General features: G+C 65.1%; 21 protein-coding genes. 9 read left to right on the forward strand and 12 right to left on the reverse strand.

Features of this window, described 5'->3' with window-relative positions; all coding sequences use genetic code 11:
- The first annotated feature begins 46 nt into the window (after nucleotides 1–46).
- Nucleotides 47–1,135, forward strand: coding sequence for an o-succinylbenzoate--CoA ligase (menE, locus tag MTX35_RS18700; protein ID WP_243596520.1), 1,089 nt, complete (start codon nucleotides 47–49; stop codon nucleotides 1,133–1,135).
- Between the two features lie 144 nt (nucleotides 1,136–1,279).
- Here menE and MTX35_RS18705 read toward each other — a convergent pair whose 3' ends face one another.
- Both MTX35_RS18705 and MTX35_RS18710 read right to left on the reverse strand, forming a co-directional pair.
- Nucleotides 1,280–1,657: a DUF4440 domain-containing protein gene (locus MTX35_RS18705; protein WP_243596399.1), complete on the reverse strand. Its 378-nt coding sequence runs from the start codon at nucleotides 1,655–1,657 to the stop codon at nucleotides 1,280–1,282.
- Between the two features lie 114 nt (nucleotides 1,658–1,771).
- Nucleotides 1,772–3,448, reverse strand: coding sequence for an alpha/beta-hydrolase family protein (locus tag MTX35_RS18710; protein ID WP_243596400.1), 1,677 nt, complete (start codon nucleotides 3,446–3,448; stop codon nucleotides 1,772–1,774).
- 62 nt (nucleotides 3,449–3,510) lie between these two features.
- On the opposite strand from MTX35_RS18710, the gene MTX35_RS18715 reads away from it, so the two are divergent.
- From MTX35_RS18715 to MTX35_RS18725, 3 genes are all read left to right on the forward strand, one after another.
- Nucleotides 3,511–4,290, forward strand: coding sequence for a PIG-L family deacetylase (locus MTX35_RS18715; RefSeq protein ID WP_243596401.1), 780 nt, complete (start codon nucleotides 3,511–3,513; stop codon nucleotides 4,288–4,290).
- A 200-nt stretch (nucleotides 4,291–4,490) separates the two neighbouring features.
- Nucleotides 4,491–5,747: an Hsp70 family protein gene (locus MTX35_RS18720; protein ID WP_243596402.1), complete on the forward strand. Its 1,257-nt coding sequence runs from the start codon at nucleotides 4,491–4,493 to the stop codon at nucleotides 5,745–5,747.
- Nucleotides 5,748–5,794: 47 nt separating this feature from the next.
- Nucleotides 5,795–6,664 (forward strand): 1,4-dihydroxy-2-naphthoate polyprenyltransferase, encoded by an 870-nt coding sequence (locus MTX35_RS18725; protein ID WP_243596403.1) that lies wholly within the window; start codon nucleotides 5,795–5,797, stop codon nucleotides 6,662–6,664.
- Here the strand turns inward: MTX35_RS18725 and MTX35_RS18730 are convergent.
- Genes MTX35_RS18730 through MTX35_RS18745 form a run of 4 tightly spaced genes read right to left on the reverse strand, consistent with a single transcriptional unit; the run spans nucleotide 6,661 to nucleotide 8,208 of the window.
- Nucleotides 6,661–7,041 carry a phage holin family protein gene (locus MTX35_RS18730; RefSeq protein ID WP_032380413.1) on the reverse strand — a complete coding sequence of 127 codons (381 nt, stop codon included), beginning with the start codon at nucleotides 7,039–7,041 and terminating at the stop codon, nucleotides 6,661–6,663. The two genes, MTX35_RS18725 and MTX35_RS18730, sit on opposite strands and share 4 nt — an antisense overlap.
- A 32-nt stretch (nucleotides 7,042–7,073) precedes the next feature.
- Nucleotides 7,074–7,586 carry a Clp protease N-terminal domain-containing protein gene (locus tag MTX35_RS18735; protein WP_243596404.1) on the reverse strand — a complete coding sequence of 171 codons (513 nt, stop codon included), beginning with the start codon at nucleotides 7,584–7,586 and terminating at the stop codon, nucleotides 7,074–7,076.
- A 6-nt stretch (nucleotides 7,587–7,592) separates the two neighbouring features.
- Complete coding sequence (locus tag MTX35_RS18740; RefSeq protein ID WP_243596405.1) at nucleotides 7,593–7,808, reverse strand: helix-turn-helix domain-containing protein; 216 nt, start codon at nucleotides 7,806–7,808, stop codon at nucleotides 7,593–7,595.
- 58 nt (nucleotides 7,809–7,866) lie between these two features.
- Nucleotides 7,867–8,208, reverse strand: a complete 342-nt coding sequence (locus MTX35_RS18745; RefSeq protein WP_243596406.1) for a nitroreductase/quinone reductase family protein — start codon at nucleotides 8,206–8,208, stop codon at nucleotides 7,867–7,869.
- 335 nt (nucleotides 8,209–8,543) lie between these two features.
- Here MTX35_RS18745 and MTX35_RS18750 point away from each other — a divergent pair, with 335 nt between their 5' ends.
- Genes MTX35_RS18750 through MTX35_RS18760 form a run of 3 tightly spaced genes read left to right on the forward strand, consistent with a single transcriptional unit; the run spans nucleotide 8,544 to nucleotide 12,696 of the window.
- Nucleotides 8,544–9,893, forward strand: a complete 1,350-nt coding sequence (locus tag MTX35_RS18750; protein ID WP_243596407.1) for an HNH endonuclease signature motif containing protein — start codon at nucleotides 8,544–8,546, stop codon at nucleotides 9,891–9,893.
- Between the two features lie 26 nt (nucleotides 9,894–9,919).
- A complete protein-coding gene (pepN, locus tag MTX35_RS18755; protein WP_243596408.1) occupies nucleotides 9,920–12,379 on the forward strand; it encodes an aminopeptidase N in 2,460 nt (819 codons plus the stop codon).
- Between the two features lie 5 nt (nucleotides 12,380–12,384).
- Nucleotides 12,385–12,696, forward strand: a complete 312-nt coding sequence (locus tag MTX35_RS18760; RefSeq protein WP_243596409.1) for a hypothetical protein — start codon at nucleotides 12,385–12,387, stop codon at nucleotides 12,694–12,696.
- A gap of 3 nt (nucleotides 12,697–12,699) precedes the next feature.
- On the opposite strand, the gene MTX35_RS18765 is transcribed toward MTX35_RS18760, so the two are convergent.
- Both MTX35_RS18765 and MTX35_RS18770 read right to left on the reverse strand, forming a co-directional pair.
- Nucleotides 12,700–13,782: a PLP-dependent cysteine synthase family protein gene (locus tag MTX35_RS18765; RefSeq protein WP_243596410.1), complete on the reverse strand. Its 1,083-nt coding sequence runs from the start codon at nucleotides 13,780–13,782 to the stop codon at nucleotides 12,700–12,702.
- The gene (locus MTX35_RS18770) at nucleotides 13,779–14,132 is read right to left on the reverse strand and encodes a DUF4229 domain-containing protein (protein WP_243596411.1); all 354 of its coding nucleotides are present in this window, start codon (nucleotides 14,130–14,132) and stop codon (nucleotides 13,779–13,781) included. The genes MTX35_RS18765 and MTX35_RS18770 overlap by 4 nt, the downstream gene beginning before the upstream one ends.
- Nucleotides 14,133–14,330: 198 nt before the next feature.
- On the opposite strand from MTX35_RS18770, the gene MTX35_RS18775 reads away from it, so the two are divergent.
- Nucleotides 14,331–14,546: a BldC family transcriptional regulator gene (locus MTX35_RS18775; RefSeq protein ID WP_037187021.1), complete on the forward strand. Its 216-nt coding sequence runs from the start codon at nucleotides 14,331–14,333 to the stop codon at nucleotides 14,544–14,546.
- 137 nt (nucleotides 14,547–14,683) lie between these two features.
- Entirely contained in the window at nucleotides 14,684–14,881 is a 198-nt protein-coding gene (locus MTX35_RS18780) for a hypothetical protein (protein WP_243596412.1), read from the forward strand.
- A gap of 13 nt (nucleotides 14,882–14,894) precedes the next feature.
- Here MTX35_RS18780 and MTX35_RS18785 read toward each other — a convergent pair whose 3' ends face one another.
- The 4 genes from MTX35_RS18785 to MTX35_RS18800 all read right to left on the reverse strand — a co-directional run bounded on the left by MTX35_RS18785 (nucleotide 14,895) and on the right by MTX35_RS18800 (nucleotide 20,114).
- Nucleotides 14,895–16,280, reverse strand: a complete 1,386-nt coding sequence (locus MTX35_RS18785) for a MinD/ParA family protein (RefSeq protein ID WP_374230332.1) — start codon at nucleotides 16,278–16,280, stop codon at nucleotides 14,895–14,897.
- 445 nt (nucleotides 16,281–16,725) lie between these two features.
- The gene (gene ccsB, locus MTX35_RS18790) at nucleotides 16,726–17,691 is read right to left on the reverse strand and encodes a c-type cytochrome biogenesis protein CcsB (RefSeq protein ID WP_243596413.1); all 966 of its coding nucleotides are present in this window, start codon (nucleotides 17,689–17,691) and stop codon (nucleotides 16,726–16,728) included.
- A gap of 3 nt (nucleotides 17,692–17,694) precedes the next feature.
- Complete coding sequence (locus MTX35_RS18795) at nucleotides 17,695–19,308, reverse strand: cytochrome c biogenesis protein ResB (protein WP_243596414.1); 1,614 nt, start codon at nucleotides 19,306–19,308, stop codon at nucleotides 17,695–17,697.
- Nucleotides 19,305–20,114, reverse strand: coding sequence for a cytochrome c biogenesis CcdA family protein (locus MTX35_RS18800; RefSeq protein WP_243596522.1), 810 nt, complete (start codon nucleotides 20,112–20,114; stop codon nucleotides 19,305–19,307). Before MTX35_RS18800 ends, MTX35_RS18795 begins: the two co-directional genes overlap by 4 nt.
- Between the last annotated feature and the right edge of the window lie 5 nt (nucleotides 20,115–20,119).

Raw genomic sequence — 20,119 nt, forward strand, 5'->3', positions numbered from 1 at the left:
GCTCGAGAGCGTATCCATTCCACCGGGACCCGCCGCGGCAGACATCATGCCGCGGCTGAGCCGCATGCTCGCCGGCGACGGCCCGGCTCTGCTGCCCGTGCCCGCGAACGATCCGCGCGAGACCGAGCGCCTGCACGACGCCTTGGCACCGGGAACCCCGATCGACGACGGCATCGCCCTGGTGGTCGCGACCTCCGGAACGACGGGTGTCCCCAAAGGTGCCATGCTCTCCGCGCCTGCGCTGGTGGCGTCTGCGACGGGCACCGAGGAGCGACTCGGTGGACCCGGGTCGTGGCTGCTGGCGTTGCCTGCGCACCACATCGCCGGGATGCAGGTGCTGCTGCGCAGTGTGCTCGCCGGAACTTCGCCCGTCGTCATGGACGTGTCCGACGGCTTCGACCCCATCGCTCTGATCGAAGCGGTGGGCACGATGTCCGGCCCCCTGCGCTACACGTCATTGGTACCCGGACAGTTGGTGAAGGCATTCGAGATCCCCGAGGCGGTCGCTGCCCTGGCCTCACTGGACGCAGTGTTGCTCGGCGGGGCCGCGACGCCGATTCCGTTGCGAGAGAAGGCACGTGACGCGGGAATCCGGTTGGTGCGAACGTACGGGATGAGCGAAACGGCCGGCGGCTGCGTGTACGACGGAGTTCCACTGCGCGACACGGTAATTCGCATCGACGACGGCCGGGTCGTGTTGGGCGGCAGAACCCTGGCCTCGGGATACCGCGGGCTGCCCGACCACCCGGCATTCGCCGAGCCGGGCTGGTTTCGCACCGACGACGCCGGAGCCGTCGCCGACGGGGTGCTGAGCATTTCGGGACGACTCGACGAGGCCATCTCGACCGGCGGACTGACCGTCGTACCGCAGGTTGTCGAAGCTGCGCTGGCAACGCACCCCGCAGTCCGTGAGTGCGCCGTCGTGGGATTGCCCGACGAGCGACTGGGGCAGAAGGTGGTGGTCGCCGTTGTCGCCTCGACTCCGGTGACGTTGGCGGAGTTGCGCACCCACGTTGCGGCCTCGCTGGACATCACCGCGGCACCCCGAGAGTTGTTCCTACTCGACTTCCTGCCCACCCGAGGTCCGGGAAAACTGAATCGAGCGCAATTGCGGGCGATACTGGGGAAGCGCTGAGCGGTGCCCGTTCGGCGCTGCGGACCTGGTTCGGCGCTGCGGTCCCCGTCGGTTCGGCGCAAACGCGCGCGCATTCGTCAGACGCGAGCGGAATAGATAGCGAGGTCGCGCCGCTTTGGCAAACGCGCGCGCGTTTGCGGACGGTCACCTCAGCGGCGTGCCTTGATGGTGCACCAGTTCCCATCCCGATTCGATGCGACGCCACAGCGATGTTCGACGGGCCAGGATGTCCACAGTTCTCGAAGTCCACTGCACCAGAACAAACTCCGAGCTGAGCCATCGTCCATCGAGCTCTAGTACCTCGATCTCCATGGATTTTTCGCGGCCGAGCAGGTCGAGTATCGACGGCTTGTCCCACACCGCGCCCGAGGCTCCGACTTCGGCGAAGTCGTCGGCGAGCAAGCCTGCGAGTCTCTCGTTGTCGCGTCGACAATCCGACGTTTGCATTTCCCGCTCGAGCTCGAGAACAGTTGCCAGATCACTGTCTTCTTCGAGTCGACGACCGGCCGAGGAAGTTCCCATAGCTCACCGTCTCACGAACAAACGCGCGCGCATTCGTCAGACACGAGCGGAATAGGTGGCGAGGTCGCGCCGCTTTGGCAAACGCGCGCGCGTTTGCGGCAGATCGGGATCGCCTCAGCCCGCCATCTTCTCGTACAACCGTTCCACGTCCGCGTCTGTCCAGTCCGGTGGCTCGAGGATGTCGGCCCACATGTTCACCGCGTCGGCTCCGTAGCTGTGGCCGTGGCCGTCGTCGACGTCCGTGGAGAAGACCTGATCGAACGTCAACTGCCAGAAGGTCACGAACGGGAACCACTGCACTCCTGGATCGACGTCGGCCCCTCGAGGTTCACGTAGCCAGTCGGGGCGATTGAGCACCAGGTCCGGTGACCACCACACGATCGGGTCGGATGCGTGCTGCCAGTACACGATCCGCGGCGCTTCCCATGGCCCGCCGATGTCGAGGTCGCCGGACGAACTCGCGAAGCGAACGTGCTCTCCGCCGTCGACCACGGGCAGGATCTCGCGAGAACCGGCGTCGCGTCCGGCAGTGATGCGCGCCCACTGAGGCGTGAAATTCGGGTTGCCGACCCACAGGGCACCGTCGATGCGCGCGATCATGTCCTGCGCTCCGCTGAACGCGTCCTGCCCGCCGTAGGCTCCGAGACTTTCGCCGAACAACACCAGCTTCGGCCGGGAGTCCTCCGGGAGTTCGCTCCACACCTCGTACACCGCCTCGAACAGGGCCCGCCCGGCATCCTGCGGAGTCTGACGGTCGGCCAGAAATGCCATCGGGCTCGGCAGGAACGAGTACTGCATCGACGCGATGGCCGAATTCCCGTCGTACAGGTATTCCAAAGGGCGAGCGACGTTCTCGTTCACCCACCCCCGTCCGGTGGTGGTCGCGACGCCGAGTACCGCGCGGGAGAATGCGCCGGTGCGGTCGAGTTCGGCCACCACCCGCTCGGCCACACCCTCGACGGTCTCAGCGGACTCGACGCCGGCATACGCGCGGATCGGTTGCACCGCCGGCCTTCCCGTGAAGTCACTGATCTCGTCGGGCGATGCTCCGGAGACGACGAAGCGTCGACCCTCCTGCCCCAGCGATTCCCATTCCTCGTTCGAGGCGTCCGAACCCGAGAGCTCTGCCGCGGTGGGCTTCTCGACGCCCTCGTGATTGCCACGGTCGGCGGTCGAGGCCGACGTCTCCGCGACCGCCACGATGCCGCGAATCAGAGCGCCGTTGACGGCGAACACCACAAGGAGGGCTACGACGATCACGCTGGCGATCCGTGCGACCGGCCGGGGAACGTACTGCTTGCCCCATCTCGTCAATGCCCGAGTCGCCTTCCGCAGCAGACGGGCCAGTGCGAGGACAGCCACCGCAACCACGATCGAGACCACCAACACAGCGACGTAGAGGGGTCGACCCGGATCCTCGACGCCGACGAGTTTCCGCACGATCTGCTGCCACCACGATCCCAGGATCAGAAACAGCGGAATCACCACTGCCGCCACAACGGCCAAAGCCCACCATCCGCGTCGACGCCACTGCTCGGACCAGTCCGGCGACACCCCGCAGAGTCGAATCACCCACGCAACGAGACATCCGACGCCGTATCCGATCGCAACGCTGATTCCGGTGGCGACCGCCTGCAGATACCAGACGCGGGGCAACAGAGACGGGGTCATCGACAGTGCGAAGAACACCACGGCGAACAACAGCCCGACCGGATGCAATGCGCGGCAGTACCGATCCGCTCGTGAACCCTGCCAATACGAACGAACCGAGGCCGACCGCTGTGTGGTCACTCGCAGATCGTATTGGCCCGCCGACTGCGCCGCACCCACTTCGACGTGCAAGCATTCAACGCATGAGTGTTCTGGTCTGCTTCCACGCACATCCCGACGACGAAGTGTTCGGCACCGGCGGAGTGATGCGCCTCGCCGCAGATGCCGGCCATCGCGTCGTCCTGGTCACCGCCACCGACGGCGCTCTCGGCGAGTACCCCGACGGAATTCTCACCGACGGCGAATCGTTGGCCCAGCGCCGACGCGTCGAGCTGGATCGTTCGGCCGCCGCTCTCGGGGTCTCCCGCATCGTTCGGTTGCACTACGCCGATTCCGGCATGGCGGGCACTCCGGAGAACTCCAACCCGGACGCGTTCTGCAACGTCGACGTCGACACCGCAGCGCAACGCCTGGCCGACGTGTTGCTCGAGGAGCGGGCCGATGTCGTGACCATCTACGACCCGAACGGTGGCTACGGGCATCCGGACCACATCCAGGTCCACGTCGTCGGCAAGCGCGCCACCGAGATCGCCGAGACTCGTTTCGTGTACGAGACCACGACCAATCGCGATCACATGCGCCGACTGATGGAGGCAAACCCCCACTGGGGCGAAGAGGCATCACCGCCGGACATGGAGACGTTCGGACTGCCGGAAACCGAGATCACGACGGTGGTCGACGTGTCGAGCGTCATCGCTGCGAAGCGGGCGGCGATGGAAGCGCACGAAACTCAGGTCGGCGATTTCGGACCGTTTCTGAAGATGCCCATCGATCAACTCACCACCGCCTTCGGAACCGAATGGTTCAGGAAGTTGCGCGGTACCGGTGGCGTCGGCCTGACGGAAACTTCGCTCCCACTCTGACCTGGTACGACAGCGGACGCACGCGTCGTGCACGCGATGGGAGCGAGATGGCTGTCGATTCGATTCATCGAACTGACCATCAGATTGTTTTGAGCCTCTAACCAAACCATGAGACGGTACAGTGATCACGTCGCCCGTCCTTGCAGGGCGTGTTCCGTGGACCTGAACACCGTCACCGACATGGAGAGGCCGGAGAAGCGATGCGTTCGTCAGTGGGTCTGTCTCTGGGTACGTGCGGCATTCGCACGGCGCGGACCACAGAAGACGGAGCATGGACCGACGGGCCCCGGTTCGACGACTGGCAACTCTCCCCCACCGCGCAGGACGTCGCGCGGGTCGTTCGGGGCATCGTCGACACTCCGGACGCACCCGAGTCACTCGGCGTCGCCTGCCGTTCCCCCGAAGAACGTACCGAAATCTCCGACGCGCTCGCCGAGGAGTACGTCTCCGACGTCCACCTCATCGACGAGACCGGCGCGGCACTGGCATATCTCCGCCCTGGGCTGCCGTCACACCTCAGGACGATCGCAGTGTTCGACGCGGGCGATTCCGGGGTGGACGTGAACATCGTGGACGTCGAATCCGGTCGCTCCTACGGTTCGACGCGGACCACCGCCATGAGCGGTGCCGCGTTCGACGTGGTGGTCCGCGAGCACATACTCGGTCTCGGCATCGTGCGAGCGCCTCAATCACGAGACGAAGACTCTGCGCTCACCGCCTTCTGCCGCGGAATAAAGGAAGCGCTCTCCTCACACCTGACCACCAGCACACCCGATGGCGAGCACATCCTCCTCGAGCGACACATCTTCGAGTTGTCCATCGCTCGCTCCACGGAGGAAGCAGCCGAGACGGTGCGCCGACTGGGCCTGGAGGCCGAGTTCTATCCCGACGCGGTCGTCGCCATCGGAGGCACGTCCAACATCCCGTTGGTCCGGTCCACCCTCGAACGCTTCCTGCAACTGCCGGTCATCGTCCCGGACAAACCCGAACTCGTCGTCGCCGGTGGTGCCGCGGTGCATGCCACTCACATCGATGCGACGCGCGTGCCGCCTCTCGTGTCGCACCGTCCGGCGTTGGCGCGGTTGGGCATGATCGCGCTGCCGATCGCAGGGGTCATCGCCGCCATCGGGCTGTTCACCGCCCTCGGATCCAGCGACGCGAACCAGCCCTCCAGCACTCCTGCCAACGTCGGTGAGGCTGCGCCGTCGACCATGACACCGGCCACCACCAGCACCACGACTGCGACGGTGTCACCGTTACCCGATATCCCACCGCCCCCGCCGACGACCACCGCGCCTGCACCCGCTGTCGCCGATTCGGTGCCCTATGTGCAGTACCAGCAGCCGCACTACTACCCGCCGCCCCCTCCACCGCCGCCCACCGTGCCACTGCCACAGATTCCCGGTGTCCAGATGCCCGTCATACCGTTGCCGGTGTTGCCGCGCCTGCCGTTCTGACCGGCCGCGTTCTCACCCGTCGGACAGATACGGAAAGATCGTCGCTCATGGCCACCACTGCGCAATGGATCGAAGGTGCGCGACCGCGCACGCTCCCGAATGCGATCGCCCCTGTCCTCGTCGGCACCGGTGCGGCCGTGTCGCTGGACGCAGGCGTGTGGTGGAAGGCACTGCTGGCGTTGATCGTCTCGCTGGCCCTGATCATCGGCGTGAATTTCGCCAACGACTACTCCGACGGAATCCGCGGCACCGACGACGATCGAGTCGGACCCCTGAGACTGGTCGGCTCCAAGGCCGCCTCCGCCGGCGCAGTCAAGAAGGCAGCCATCGCATGCTTTGCCGTCGGTGCCGTGGCCGGTCTGGTACTGGCCGCGACCAGCGCCTGGTGGTTGGTCGTCGTCGGACTCGTGTGCATCGCCGGTGCGTGGTACTACACCGGCGGCTCGAAGCCGTACGGGTACAGCGGTTTCGGCGAGATCGCCGTGTTCGTGTTCTTCGGTCTCGTGGCAGTTCTCGGCACTCAGTTCGTGCAGGCCGGGGAGATCGACTGGGCAGGCGTGCTGGCAGCGATAGCCGTCGGATCGTTCTCCAGCGCGGTTCTGGTCGCCAACAATCTGCGCGACATCCCCACCGACACCGAATCCGGAAAGCTCACGCTCGCAGTGCGATTGGGCGATACCCGCACGCGCTACCTGCATCTTGCGCTACTGGTGATGCCCTTCGCGATGACCGTCGTTCTGATCGCCCGCACCCCGTGGGCACTCGTCGGACTGCTAGCACTTCCCTTCGCCGCCCGCGCGAACTCCCCGGTACGCAAGGGAGCCCACGGCTTCGAACTGATTCCCGCACTTCGTGATTCGGGCTTGGCGATGCTCGTCTGGGGAGCGAGTACCGGACTGGCGTTGGCCTTCGCCTAACGCTTGTCGGGAACGAACGCTCCGAGCAGAAAGTTCACGATCGAGATGATGATCGCGCCCCAGAATGCGGCTGCGAACCCCACGATCTCGAGGCCGTAACCGGTCTGCGACGACAGCCAGCCCGTCAACAAGAGCATCAGCGCATTGATCACGAGAGTGAACAAGCCGAGAGTCAGAATCAGCAACGGCAGCGACAGCAGCTTCACCATCGGCTTGATGAACGCATTGACGATCGTCAACACCGCCGCGATACCGAGCAGAACCACGATGTCCCAGCCGTCGCCGCGCCCCGAGCTGGTGACGGTGATGCCATCGACGAATTCCTTGGCGACCCAGATGGCAACGGCGTTGATTACGAGCCGAATCAAAAAGTTCATGGCGCCATCGTAGGGTCGTGGACGGCTGAGGGCTACGACGTCCGAACGAGGGAGACCATCGATCGCAACTGCTGCAGCGAACAATGCTGCTGCACGAGTTCGGTGAACGTCGGATCGGCACCGCGGACGAGACCGAGAAGGACATGCTCGACGCCTATCTCGCGGTCCCGTCGTTCGACGGCTTCCTCGAGGGACAGCTTCAGCACTTCCTTGGCCGATGCGGCGAACGGGAGGTGACGCGGCAGTGAGGTGTGCGCGCCTTCCAGTGCGCCCGGGCCGAGCGTGGAGTCGATCGTCGACACGATGGTGTCCAGATCGATTCCGAGTGACTTCAGTGCACGCTCGTCTTGTGATCGGACATCCGCAAGAACCCCGTCGACGGTGAATCCGGCTGCCGCCAGGGCCTTCTTCAGAGGTTCGTCGGCATGATCGAGGGCACCGAGAAACAGGTGGACGGGCTCGATCCGGTGCGAATGCAACGCCCGCGCGTGGCCCTGAGCGCCGACGACGACAGCTCTGGCCGACTTGGTGAATCGCTCGAACATGATTGTCTACCTTCCCTTTCCGCCGTGCTTCTTGTGGACGGCCTGCCTGCTGACTCCCAGCGAGTCGGCAATCGCCTGCCAGGCCCAGCCGTTGCGTCGCGCATTGGCGACCTGAACGGCCTCCAGGCGCTCGAGCAACCGACGAAGAGCCGCCACCGCACGCAGCCCCTCCCCCGGATCGGGACTGGCGGCTGCGGCAGCAAGTACGGTCGCTTCGGTCATGATGTCAATTTAGGTTGACAAAGACCCTGTTGTCAACGCGGGTTCACACGTTGAGTGTTCAGCGGGTCAAGGCAATGTCCACGGTGACCCGCCCACGGTCGTCACGAGTGGCCACGGCGTGCCCGGCGTGGTGGACGCCGCCGAGATCGAGGTCGACTCGACCACCGTCGTTCTCGAAATTTCTCCACCAGCTCTTCTTGTCCGGCACAGCCACAGCAACTTTCACGTGATTGCCCGTTCGCCTGTAGGCCACCGGAAGAGAGAACTCCTTGCCGGACTTTCGGCCGGTGTAGGTCACGATTCCCATCGACCGCCCGAGCGCACGGTCTAGCACCGGTGCCTTCATGACGACCATGAAAACCCTGTTGAACGCCGCCGCCGATTTCTGGAAGGTGTTCACTGTGCCGCCTCCGGGGTTGCCCTGCACGTGATGCCGAGCCTAGCGCCGTCGCCGCTCGCCGGAGTCGTCACTGCGAGGACACACCGTCCTCCATCGACTCGGCCAATACGCGCAACGTCCCGAGGATGCGTTCCCGCCATGTGCCCAGTGCGTAGAACATCGTTCCGTGAGCGGAGATCGACATCGATCACCACCTGCTGGCTCTCGATGTCGCCTTGGCTGTTCACTCAGACTGAGTGCCTCGACCAGGGCGGCAGAACTTGTCGGTGGTCGGTTCTACACTTCTCGGCAATGGGGTTGAATACGTGTTCGGCCCTTCGTCGCTGGGGGGTGACATGGGGTTACGCGAGTCGACGTGGATCGCCGACGACCACTCTGCACTCGCCGACGTCCTCGGCGCGCGCCGACGGATCAACGCTGCTGTCGCGTCGGAGCTGGCGCTCATGGACGACTACGTTCGCGGGCGAACGGCGTGCGCCTCGCCGTGGGACAGAGGAGTGACCGAGAAAGACCTCTACAGCTCGGCGATCTGCGAATTGGCCGCGGCTCTGTCGTCCACCTTCGCAGCCGTCAACAACAAGGTACAGATGTGGCGCCGATCGCGGCCCCTGGTGAAGCGTCGGTTCGTCGATGGTTCGCTCGATTTGGAGCGGGTCAGGACGATTCACGATCACCTACTCCATGCCAGGCCGGATACGATCGTCGACATCGAAGCCGAGGTTCTCAAGGCCGCCGCAGAAATGGCTCCGGGCGCTCTGGGTCGCGAAATCGATCGGCTGCTCACCGAAGCCGATCCGGATTGGGACCGGAACGTGCGCGACCGTGCCGCGCGCACGGAGAAGCGAATCCGGGTTCGGAGACGAGCGCGGGGGCTGTCCAGCCTCACCGTGGTGATGACCGATGGCGAAGCCGACGAACAGATTTCACGAATAGACGCCGAGATCGCGCGCCTACACCCGGAGGACCCTCGATCCCCCGATCAACAACGAGGCGAAGCGCACAATGCACTGATGCGCGGGGAGACAGTGGACTGCCAGTGCGCGGCGTGCCTGACCGCTCGTGGTGACGTCGAGGCTCCCGAGGCCGAGACACCGCAGCCGCCCAGCACGACCGCCCGGCCGAATGACGGCGCAGCCACAACGGACGAGACATCCACCGCGAGTTCGGAATCCGAGCCGCAGGGGCCGGCTCGGCCGACCAGGCAACCGCCACCGGCCACGGAACCACCCGAGGACACACCACCACCCGACGTGCCACCGGCGCGATCGCGACCGGGAGGAGGGACGCTGATCGAGCGCTGGCGGGGCATCGTCGAGCGCAATCCTCTCGGTGTGCACGCCCTACACCCCGACGGACACGGAGGTACGACGCTCCCGCCGCCGGGGGCGCTGTCCTACAAACCCAGTAGGTCACTCGCGGCACGAGTGCGCGCCGACCATCCGTATTGCCTCCATCCTGGATGCGACGTGCCATCGGACCGGTGCGACCTCGACCACATCGTCGAGTTCGATCGACAGAATCCGGAGCGAGGGGGCTGGACGATCCCGACGAACATCGGCCCGCGCTGTCGGCTTCACCACAACCTCAAAACGCGCAAACTCTGGCGCACCGAACTGCTACCCGAAGGGGTGATGCACACCGTCGATCCACTCGGACGCCACTACTTCACTGCGCCGACCCTGTGACGTCTCGATCGCATAGGGTTGGTTCGGTGAGCACCGCAAATCTGACCCGTACCGAAACTCGCCGGAGGTCGCGCCACATCGCCGGCGTGAGCTATCGCGTCCACCTGGATCTTCTGCACGCAGAGGACTCCGACGTCGACACTTTCGAGACGGTCACGACCATCGAATTCGATGCAAGCACGGCTGCGACGTGGGTGGACTTCATCGGTGCCGCAGTCGACGAGGTCACCGTCAACGGTGTTGACACACCGATCGACTACGACGGCTCACGCATTCAATTGGTCGGACTCACCGAGCACAACATCGTCCGGATTCGCGCGCACGGAAAGTACAGCCGGTCGGGTGAAGGACTACATCGGTTCGTCGATCCCGTCGATGACAACGTCTATCTCTACACGCAGTACGAACCGGCCGATGCACGACGGGTATTCGCGAATTTCGAGCAACCGGACCTCAAGGCCCCCTTCACTCTGACGGTCACAGCTCCGCCGACGTGGACCGTGTTGTCCAACCGTGAGGGTGTCACCGACGACACGGTCACCACCTTCGCGCCGACTCTGCCGATCTCGACCTACATCACCGCGGTTGCGGCCGGTCCGTATCACCGCGTCCAATCGTCCTGGACGCGAGGAGAACTCACCGTCCCCCTCGGCGCATACTGCCGAGCCTCCCTTGCCGAGTATTTCGATGCCGAGGACATCTTCGACACCACGAAGCGGGGCTTGGACTTCTTTCACGACAAGTTCGACTACCCGTACCCGTTCGGGAAGTACGACCAGATCTTCGTTCCCGAATACAACCTCGGTGCGATGGAGAATCCGGGCCTCGTCACATTCACGGAATCGTACGTATTCCGTTCTGCAGCAACCGAAGCCCAGTACGAGGCCCGCGCCAATACGATCCTGCACGAGATGGCGCACATGTGGTTCGGCGACCTCGTCACGATGCAGTGGTGGGATGACCTGTGGCTCAAGGAATCGTTCGCCGACTTCATGGGCGCGTACGCGTCGGCCGAGGCGACCCGATTCACCGATGCCTGGGTCAGCTTCGCCAACCGACGTAAAGCGTGGGCATATCTGCAGGATCAGCTTCCGACCACCCACCCGATCGTCGCCGACATCACCGACCTCGAGGCCGCCAAGCTCAACTTCGACGGCATCACCTACGCCAAAGGGGCGAGCGTCCTCAAACAACTCGGCGCGTTCGTGGGTGCCGACGCCTTCTTCGCAGCGTCCCGCAACTACTTTCGCACCCATGCATTCGGCAACACCACACTGACGGACCTGCTGAGCGAGATGTCCACCGCGAGCGGACGCGACCTCGACACCTGGGCCGCAGCCTGGCTCCAGACCACCGGCGTCTCGACGCTCAGCTACTCCGGCGATGCCGTCGAGCAGACAGATCCGAAACCGCACCGCATTGCCATCGGACTCTACGATCTCGACGAGGCGGGGAATCTGACGAGAACCCACCGCCGCGAACTCGACATCACCGACGCACGAACTCCGGTAGACCTTCCCGATGCCGCGCTGGTTCTGCTCAACGACGACGACCTGACGTACGCCAAGATCCGATTCGACGAGCGCTCGAAGACCACCGTGCAGGCTTACCTCGATCGCATCGTGGATCCCCTCGCCCGGGGCCTGGTGTGGTCCGCACTGTGGAACTCCACCCGCGACGCCGAAATGTCGGCACTCGAATACATCGACATCGCAACCAGATTCGCACCGAACGAGCCCAAGATCGGCCTACTCTCGGCAGTGACGGCCAACGTGGGGTACGCCCTCGAGCACTACCTGCCGGAGGACCGACGGGGAGAACCCAGCCGGCGGTGGCTCGAGGTCGCGTGGACGCAACTGAACTCGAGCGAACCGGGGAGCGATACCCAGCTGGTGTGGGCGCGCGCCACCGCGGCTGCGGCCCAACTCGACGGGTCGCGCGCAGCCGACCTGCGCGCACTTCTCGACGGCACGGCGACCGTGACGGGCCTACGTCTCGATCCCGATCAGCGGTGGTCGTTCTGGTTGGCTCTCGCCGCCACCGGACACGCGACCGCGGTCGACCTCGATGCAGAACTGGCCTCCGACGACACCTCGTCGGGGCGCACCGCGCACACCGCGGCGTCGACGGCGATACCGGATGCCGAGGTCAAGGCGAGGGCGTGGACTGCCATCACCGAACGCGACGACGCATCGAACGACGTCCTCGACGCGTTCATCACCGGCTTCGGGGCCGGGCACCGACCGGAGCTGACTCAGCCGTACGACAATCGGTATTTCGAAGCCATCTCCTCGCTGTGGACCTCCCGCAGCATCGAGATCGCCAGGCGAATCGTGGTCCGACTATTTCCGCAGCAGTCGTCGACGGAGTCCGCGGACAGCTGGCTCGCCGAGCACGAGTGGGCACCGGCTGCCTTGCGGCGCTTGGTTATCGAGCAACGAGACCACCTGGCGAGGGGCCTGCGGGTTCAGGCGCGGCTAGGGTGACGATCATGCCCACCACCGATTCTCGTCACGCGCTCGCCACCTCCGCACTCGCTGCAGGCGGTCTGCTCGGGGGCTTCGCCGTTGCCCGGCAGTCCCATAATCGTCAGCTCGGCGGGGCGGTACTCGCAGCTGTCGGCGTGGCATGCACTACGCGGTGGCAGAAGTCTTCCGGTTCGGCCCGCGCCGGTGTACTGCTGGGAACGTACCTCGTCGCGTTCGGTGCCTCGCACCCGCTCGCCAAGAAGATCGGTGCCTGGCCGGCGGTTGCCGCGGTGTCCGCTGCAACTGCAGCGGCATCGATGGCGGTGGCCACGTAGGCCTCAGAGCACCCCGGTACGGATGAACCCGTCGAGAGCTGCTGTCGGTTCCTCGAGATCCATCCCTTGGCTCGCGACCCAGGCGTCGTCGAAGTAGGTCTGCGAGTACCGATCTCCGCCGTCGCACAGCAGTGTGACCACGCTCCCGCTCCGGCCTGCGGCGATCATCTCCGCGATCAATCCGAAGGCTCCCCAGATATTGGTACCGGTCGATCCGCCCACCCGTTTTCCGAGTGCCTCCGAGGTGAATCGCGCCGCAGCAACCGAGGCTGCGTCGGGCACCGCGATCATGCGGTCGATCACCTGGCCGACGAACGACGGTTCCACTCGCGGTCGGCCGATGCCCTCGATGCGAGACGACAGGCCAGTTTCGAAGCCGGCATCTCCGGTCTCGTAACCGCCGATGAACGCCGAATTCTCGGGGTCCACAACAGCCAATTGCGTTGCATGCCTGCGGTATCGAATATAGCGACCGATGGTGGCGCTGGTCCCTCCGGTCCCTGCACCCACCACCACCCAGTCGGGAATGGGGCATTCTTCGAGCCGAAGCTGGTCGAAGATGGACTCGGCAATGTTGTTGTTTCCGCGCCAGTCGGTGGCTCGCTCGGCGTGCGTGAACTGATCCATGTAGTGGCAGTCGGGCTCGGCCGCCAGTCGATGTGCTTCGGTGTACATCTCCCCGGGCTGATCGACGAAGTGACATCTCCCGCCGTGGGACTCGATGAGTGCGACCTTGGCCGAGCTGGTACTCCGGGGCATCACCGCGACGAACTTCAATCCGAGCAACCCGGCGAAATACGCTTCACTGACGGCGGTGGAGCCCGACGAGGCCTCGATGACCGTCGTACGCTCGGTGACCCAGCCGTTGCAGATTGCGTACAGAAACAACGACCGAGCCAGCCGGTGCTTGAGGCTGCCGGTGATGTGAGTGGACTCGTCTTTCAGGTACAGCGAGATACCCCAGGCCGCGGGGAGCGGGTACCGCAGCAAGTGCGTGTCGGCGCTGCGCTGGGAATCCGCCTCGATCAAGCGAACCGCGTTGTCGACCCATGCCCGCGATCCGGAGTGGTCGACCGACCTGGTCATTTCTTGCCGTCTTCACCGCGCAGCTTCGACTGCAGGTCCGCGCGCGCAGCGCGTCTACCCTCGTCGACTGCCGCGATGGACTCGTTGACGCGGATGCGCATGTTCTTGAACAGGAGCAGCGACAGCGGTAGCGAGATCAGCACCGAGAAGATTGCCGCCACGAGCACCGGGACCTCGACACCGAACAGTAAACCGACGCCGACGATGACGGCCGCGATCACGACGACGAGCGCAAGTCTGGCGAAGGTGTAGACGCCGAGGTTGACGGCGAGGGACTTCTTCGCCGACCTGCCTGTCGCGGCATTTTCGCTGGTCGGATCGTTGCTGTCGGCGTTCGTCGCGTCACTCACGGGTCCCAATCTACCGGGCGCGTCGATCGTTCCGACCCACCCCCGGCGTGACCGATTTGTCCATTACCTCCCCTTTACCAACCTTGTATCAGTCGAGTACCTAGGGGTTCGAGTGCAACCATGGGGTCCGAACGCAGCAGACCGATATCTCCGGTTCGACGCACATGCGCCGAACCGCTTCGTAGGAGGACACGACAGATGAGCGCACCCACTTTCCACAAGGCTCAGGACTCACTTCTCACTCCGGGTCAGGTAGCCGCGCTTTTTCACGTCGATCCCAAGACAGTGACACGCTGGGCACATGCCGGACGCCTCGGATCGCTCCGCACTCCGGGCGGCCACCGTCGATTCCGTGAGACCGAGGTCATGCAGTTGCTGACCTCTCTGACGACGGAAGCCGGCGCACACCACTGATTTGGGAGTCCCGAACAACGATTCATCGGCGGAATCCGCGCCCCGTACGAACTCATCGAACATTCTCAGGAATCTTCGACGCTCGACGGGTGCGGAGGCCATTGCATCGCGGCTACCCTCGTAGTAGGAGGTGCGTCGTGATTTATCTATTGGCGTTGATCGGCTTGGTGGCAGTGATCGTTCTGTTCTGGAAGGCATTCGGACCCAGCGCGCAAGCTGCACCCACCCGCACTGTCGGACCCGATGACGATCCGGATTTCCTGTGGCGACTCAACCGTGAAGCTCGCCGCGGCGGAAAAGACGGAACCGAGGCCGGCACCGAACCCAGCGAATAGGGTCCGGGAGTTCTCAGTCGCGGCGGTGAGCGGTGGGCGCATCAGGGAAACCTGCCGCCACCGTCGCCGCTACTTCCAATAGCGCCTTTCGCGTGCGACCACGAAGACGATCCAGTTCGATTTCCGCACCTTCTTCGAGATGCGGATCGAATGGAATCGTGCGGACGTGAGCGCACCGCTGCTCGAAGTGCTCGACGACTTTCTGCAGGTCGACTTTCCCCGCCCTCGGCCGTACTCCGTTGACCACCGCCACCGACCTTGCCACCAGCTCTCGGTAGCCGTGTGCATCGAGCCAATCCAACGTGGCCGACGCGCTCCGTACGCCATCCACCGAGCTCGAGCTGACGACGACGAGAGTGTCGGCCCCCTCGAGGATGCTTTCCATGGCCGAGTGCATCAGTCCGGTGCCGCAGTCGGTGATCACGATGCTGTAGAACTTCTCCAACAGTGCGACCGCCCGGTCGTAATCCTCGCCGCTGAATGCCTCGGACGTCGCCGGATCCGAATCCGACGCCAACACCTCCAGTCGGTGGGCGTTCTGCGACGTGTAGGGCCGGACATCGCTGTAGCGGTCCAGAGAATGCATGTCGCGCAACAGGTTTCGGACAGTGGCGGTGGTTTCGGAGGGAACCTTCTGCCCCAGGGTTCCACGATCGGGGTTGGCGTCGATCGCGATCACCCGGTCACCTCGAAGCTCGGCGAAGGTCGAGCCGAGCGTCGCAGTCGTCGTCGTCTTACCCACACCCCCCTTCAAGGAGAGCACCGCGACGCGATAGCACCCGACGAGAGGCCGACCCACCTGCGCGGTCAGCGCCAGACGCCGCTGCTGGGCTGCACTGTTGCCCACATCGATGCGACCGCCGGACATCAGGTACAGCGCCCGACGCCACCCGCTCATCGGCGGCACACTCCCCGACCGTACGAGCAACGAACTACCGAGATCGAACGGCACCGGCGGTGGGCCGGGTTGAAGACCCGGCCCACCCGCCCCGCCCGGGCCGTCGGCCGGCACAGCTCCGGGCGCGACAGGTGCATCGCCGGGGCCATGCCCGATCATCGGTGGCCGATTCGGATGCATCTGGTTCTGCTGCGGCGGCTGAGGCCACTGGCCGGGCTGCGGTGCCCATTGACTCTGCGGACGCCATTGCTCCGGAGGGGCCATCTGCCCGCGCGGTGCGCCCTGATTCTGCGGTACCCACTGGTTGTGCGGTCCCCAGTTCTGCGGTCCCCAGTTCTGCGGTGCCGAGCTCTGCGGTCCCCAGTTCTGTGGTGCCCAGTTCTGAACCGGTAGTGGTCCAGCTCCGACGGGGGTGCCCTGAGTCGGTTTCGCCTCGAGCGGCAGAGGACCTGGACTGCGTTCTACCGTCGACACCGCAGGATTCGTTGCGGTGTCGACCACCCCCGCAGGGGTCGGGACGGCCGTGCCATCGTTGTCACCGTCGGCAGGTACGGACCCTGTTTTCGACGGGGACTCGGCGGCTCGCGCCGCGGGAGCCGCGGGAGCCGCGGCCTCGGGCGGCAATACCGTCGGGATGTCGACGCTCTCGGGCGGCATCGTGATGGGGGTCGAGCGAAAGGGCTCCCGCGGCGGTTCCGGCTCGGCCACCACCGCCGTTGCGACGACGACCGGCTCGGGTCCGTCGGGCGAAGCGACATGTTCTTCCGGCACATCGTCGTCCAAGGGCCGGACGGGTTGCCAGTTGTTCTCGTGCCGATCGGCCATGACCGATTCCCCCCAGTTTGCGTCCCACATCGAAGATCCAGGCTCGGATGTCTCCCCCATCGAGCCGGATCGGACGCTACCAGCTGGCAGTCCCGTGCGGAGCCTGCGCAGCTGCCGAAAACTAGTTCAGACCCGCGTAGCTGTGCAGTCCCGAGACCACCATGTTGATGATGAAGAGGTTGAAGAGCATGGCGGTGAATCCGGCGATGTTGATCCAGGCCGCGCGAGTGTTGCGCCATCCCGAGGTGGCCCGGGCGTGCAGGTAAGCGGCGTAGATGATCCAGGTGATGAACGACATCGTCTCTTTGGGGTCCCAGCCCCAGAAGCGGCCCCATGCCGCTTCGGCCCAGATCGCGCCGAGGATGACGCCGGCCCCGAAGAGCGGAAAGGCGACGATGGTCGTCTTGTAGGCAAGCCGGTCGAGGGCTTGGGCGTCGGGCAGCTTCGAGGCGAATTTGCCCCAGAATCCCAGGCTTTCCTCGCCGAGGGGCTGCTTGATGCGCAGCAGGAACAGCAGGCTTGCCACGCCGGAGACAAGGAGGATGCCGCTGCCGACGCTGACGATGGTGACGTGGATGGGCAGCCAGTACGAGCGCAACGCGGGGACGACCGGAGCGGCGTCGGCGTAGAGCTTGGTGGCGGCGAAGAACATGAGCACGATGATCGGAGCCAGGACGAACACCAGCATCGGGCGCATCGTCTTCTTGCGCAGCGCGATCACCGAGGTCAGAGCCGCGGCTGCGGTGGCCATGGTCACGAACTCGTACATGTTGCCGAGTGGGAATCGGTGGGTGGCGAATCCGCGGAGGACGACCGAGGCGATATGCAGCGCGAGGGCCGGGGCGAGCAACGCGAAACCCATGCCTGCGAGTCGATCGGAGAGCGGTCGCTTCGGCGTTTCGACGACGCGGCCCGGCCGGCTGTCGGCAACCGGGGCTCCGGCGCCGACGAGTTCCTTGGCCTGGACGGCCGTCGCCTTGGCGGAGGCGTACTGGGCGATGAGCAGGACGAATGCGAGCACGTAGATGGTGAACGCTGATTCGAAGGACCAGTCGCTGTACTGCGAGAGGGTCTCGTTGATCGGCATCGGTCAGTTCTCCTGTTTCGAGGTGTCGCCGAGCAGGCGGGTGCACAGGCGGTCGAACTCTTCGCCCCACCCCGCCTGATCGGTGCGTGCAAGTCCGCCGAGGTCTACTACAGTACGTCGTGACTGCGCGTCGGCGGTGAGCCGGACCCAGATTCTGCGACGCTTGATCACCAGTGAGACGAGCAGTCCGCCCATCATCGTCAGCGCGAACACCAGGACCCAGGTCTGGGCCGGGTCGTGCGAGACCTGCAGATTGACGAATTCTTCCGCTCCGTCGAACGTGACGACGGTTCCATCGCTGAGCGTCGCGGATTCTCCTGGCATCAGGTTGACGCGGTCCTGCTTCACGAGCCTGCCCTGGGCGATCATTTCCTGATCGAGCGAGAAGATCGACTGCGGCAGTCCGGTGTCGAGGCCGGTGTCTCCCTTGTAGATGTCGATGGCGACGGCGGGGTCGTTCATCGCCGGGAAGCTCGACGACAGCAGGCTGCCGTGGAACGACGCGGTCGGCGCGAACAGTCCCTCGATGGCGATCTGATTCTTCCGTCGGTCCAGCGGGTCGGGATAGAGGCCGCCGGGCGGATCGACGCGCAGCACTCCGCTGGAGAGGAATGTCGTCGCGTCGGTCGGCTGCCACTGGATGGTGTCGGTACGGGTTTCACCGTTCGGGAACGTCACGGTGAAGGTGGGCGCATAGCCGTGGCCCTGCAGGTAGACGCGATCGCCTGCGACGCGTAGCGGGTGGTTGACCTGCAGCTGATCGTCGCGCCAGACGTTGTTGGTCAGGTCGTCGCCTGCCTGGTATTCGATGTTGGAGGTGAACATCTCGGCCTGGCCGTTCTCGAGGTAGTCGGCCGTGAAGTCCTCGACGCGCACGCACAGTGGTTCGAGGTCGGTGCCGTCGACGAGGTTGCCCGCGCGGAAGGAGTCGTAGTTGGCGGGGGTCGAGGTGCAGAATCCGGGTCCGTCGTCGGCGATGACGATCCGGTTGCCCTCGTAGCCGAGCAGCTTGCCCATAGCGATCGCGGCGAGCAGTCCGACGAGCGAGAGGTGGAACACGAGATTTCCGAGTTCGCGAACGTAGCCCTTCTCCGCCGACAGCGTCACTGCTCCGCCGTCCTCGGACCGCTGGGCGACGCGCCAGCCACGCAACTGAGTGCGTACCTGCGCCGCCGTCTCCTCCGGCGTTCCGTCGACCTCGTAGCGGCTGTGGTGCGGCAGGCGGGAGAGGTTGCGGGGCGCGCGAACGGGCTTGGTGCGCAATTGCTTCGCGTGCTCGATGCAGCGCGGCAGGATGCAGCCGATCAGCGAGACGAACAGCAGGGCGTAGATCGCGGTGAACCAGAAACTGCCGAAGACGTCGAACAGTTCCAGCTTGTCCATGATGGGGCCGAGGGTCGGGCGGTTCGCGATGTACTCGTCGACCTTGCCCGCGTTGAGGCTGCGCTGCGGCACCAGGGCACCGGGCACCGCGGCAAAGGCCAGCAGGAACAGCAGCACCAGCGCGGTCCGCATGCTGGTCAGACCACGCCAGGTGTTGCGGATCAGAGCCACTCCCCGACCGAGCGGAGACTGCTTGCGGGGAGCCCCGGTGCGCTCTTCGAGATCGGCGGTCATATCGGCAACACCACATCGGAGACGAAGGCGTCGCGCACCCAGCCGACGAACTGATCCCAGGCACCGGTGACCAGTGCAATTCCTACTGCTATCAACATGATTCCGCCGAACACCTGTATCTGTCGTGCATGTGTACGTAGCCAGCCGACGCCTCGCAGCGCGCTGACCGAACCGAACGCGAGGATCACGAACGGCAAGCCGAGGCCGAGGCAGTACGCCACGATCAGGACGACGCCGCGCGCTGCCGTCGTGCCGTCGGTACCTGCGGCCAGTGAGATGACACCTGCGAGGGTCGGCCCGAGACACGGGGTCCACCCGAGTGCGAACACGCCGCCGAGCAGCGGCGCTCCGGCCAGTGAGCCGATCTGCTTCGGCTCGAAGCGCACGTCGCGTTGCAGGGCCGGGATCAGTCCCACGAACACCAGGCCCATGGCGATGGTGACGACGCCGCCGATCCGCATGAGCAGTTCGCGGTTGATCGCCAGAACGGAGATCGCTCCGAACACCGATGCGGTGGCGAGAACGAACACGACGGTGAAGCCGAGGACGAACAGTCCTGCCGCCCCGGCGACCCGCAATCGGCCACTGCGGACCTTGGTCTTGACTGCTGCTTCGTCGGCGCTGACGGCCGGGGCGTCCGCTCCGACCACGCCGGCGAGGTACGAGAGATATCCGGGCACCAGGGGCACCACGCACGGCGACGCGAAGGAGACGAGCCCGGCCAGGACGCAGGCTCCGAGGGCCAGGATCAGCGGCCCTGAGGCCGCAGCTTCCTGGAAACTCGCGCCGACCCCGGCTAGGTACATCTCGC

This window comes from Rhodococcus sp. ARC_M12 (assembly GCF_022810385.1).
Lineage (GTDB): Bacteria > Actinomycetota > Actinomycetes > Mycobacteriales > Mycobacteriaceae > Rhodococcoides > Rhodococcoides navarretei.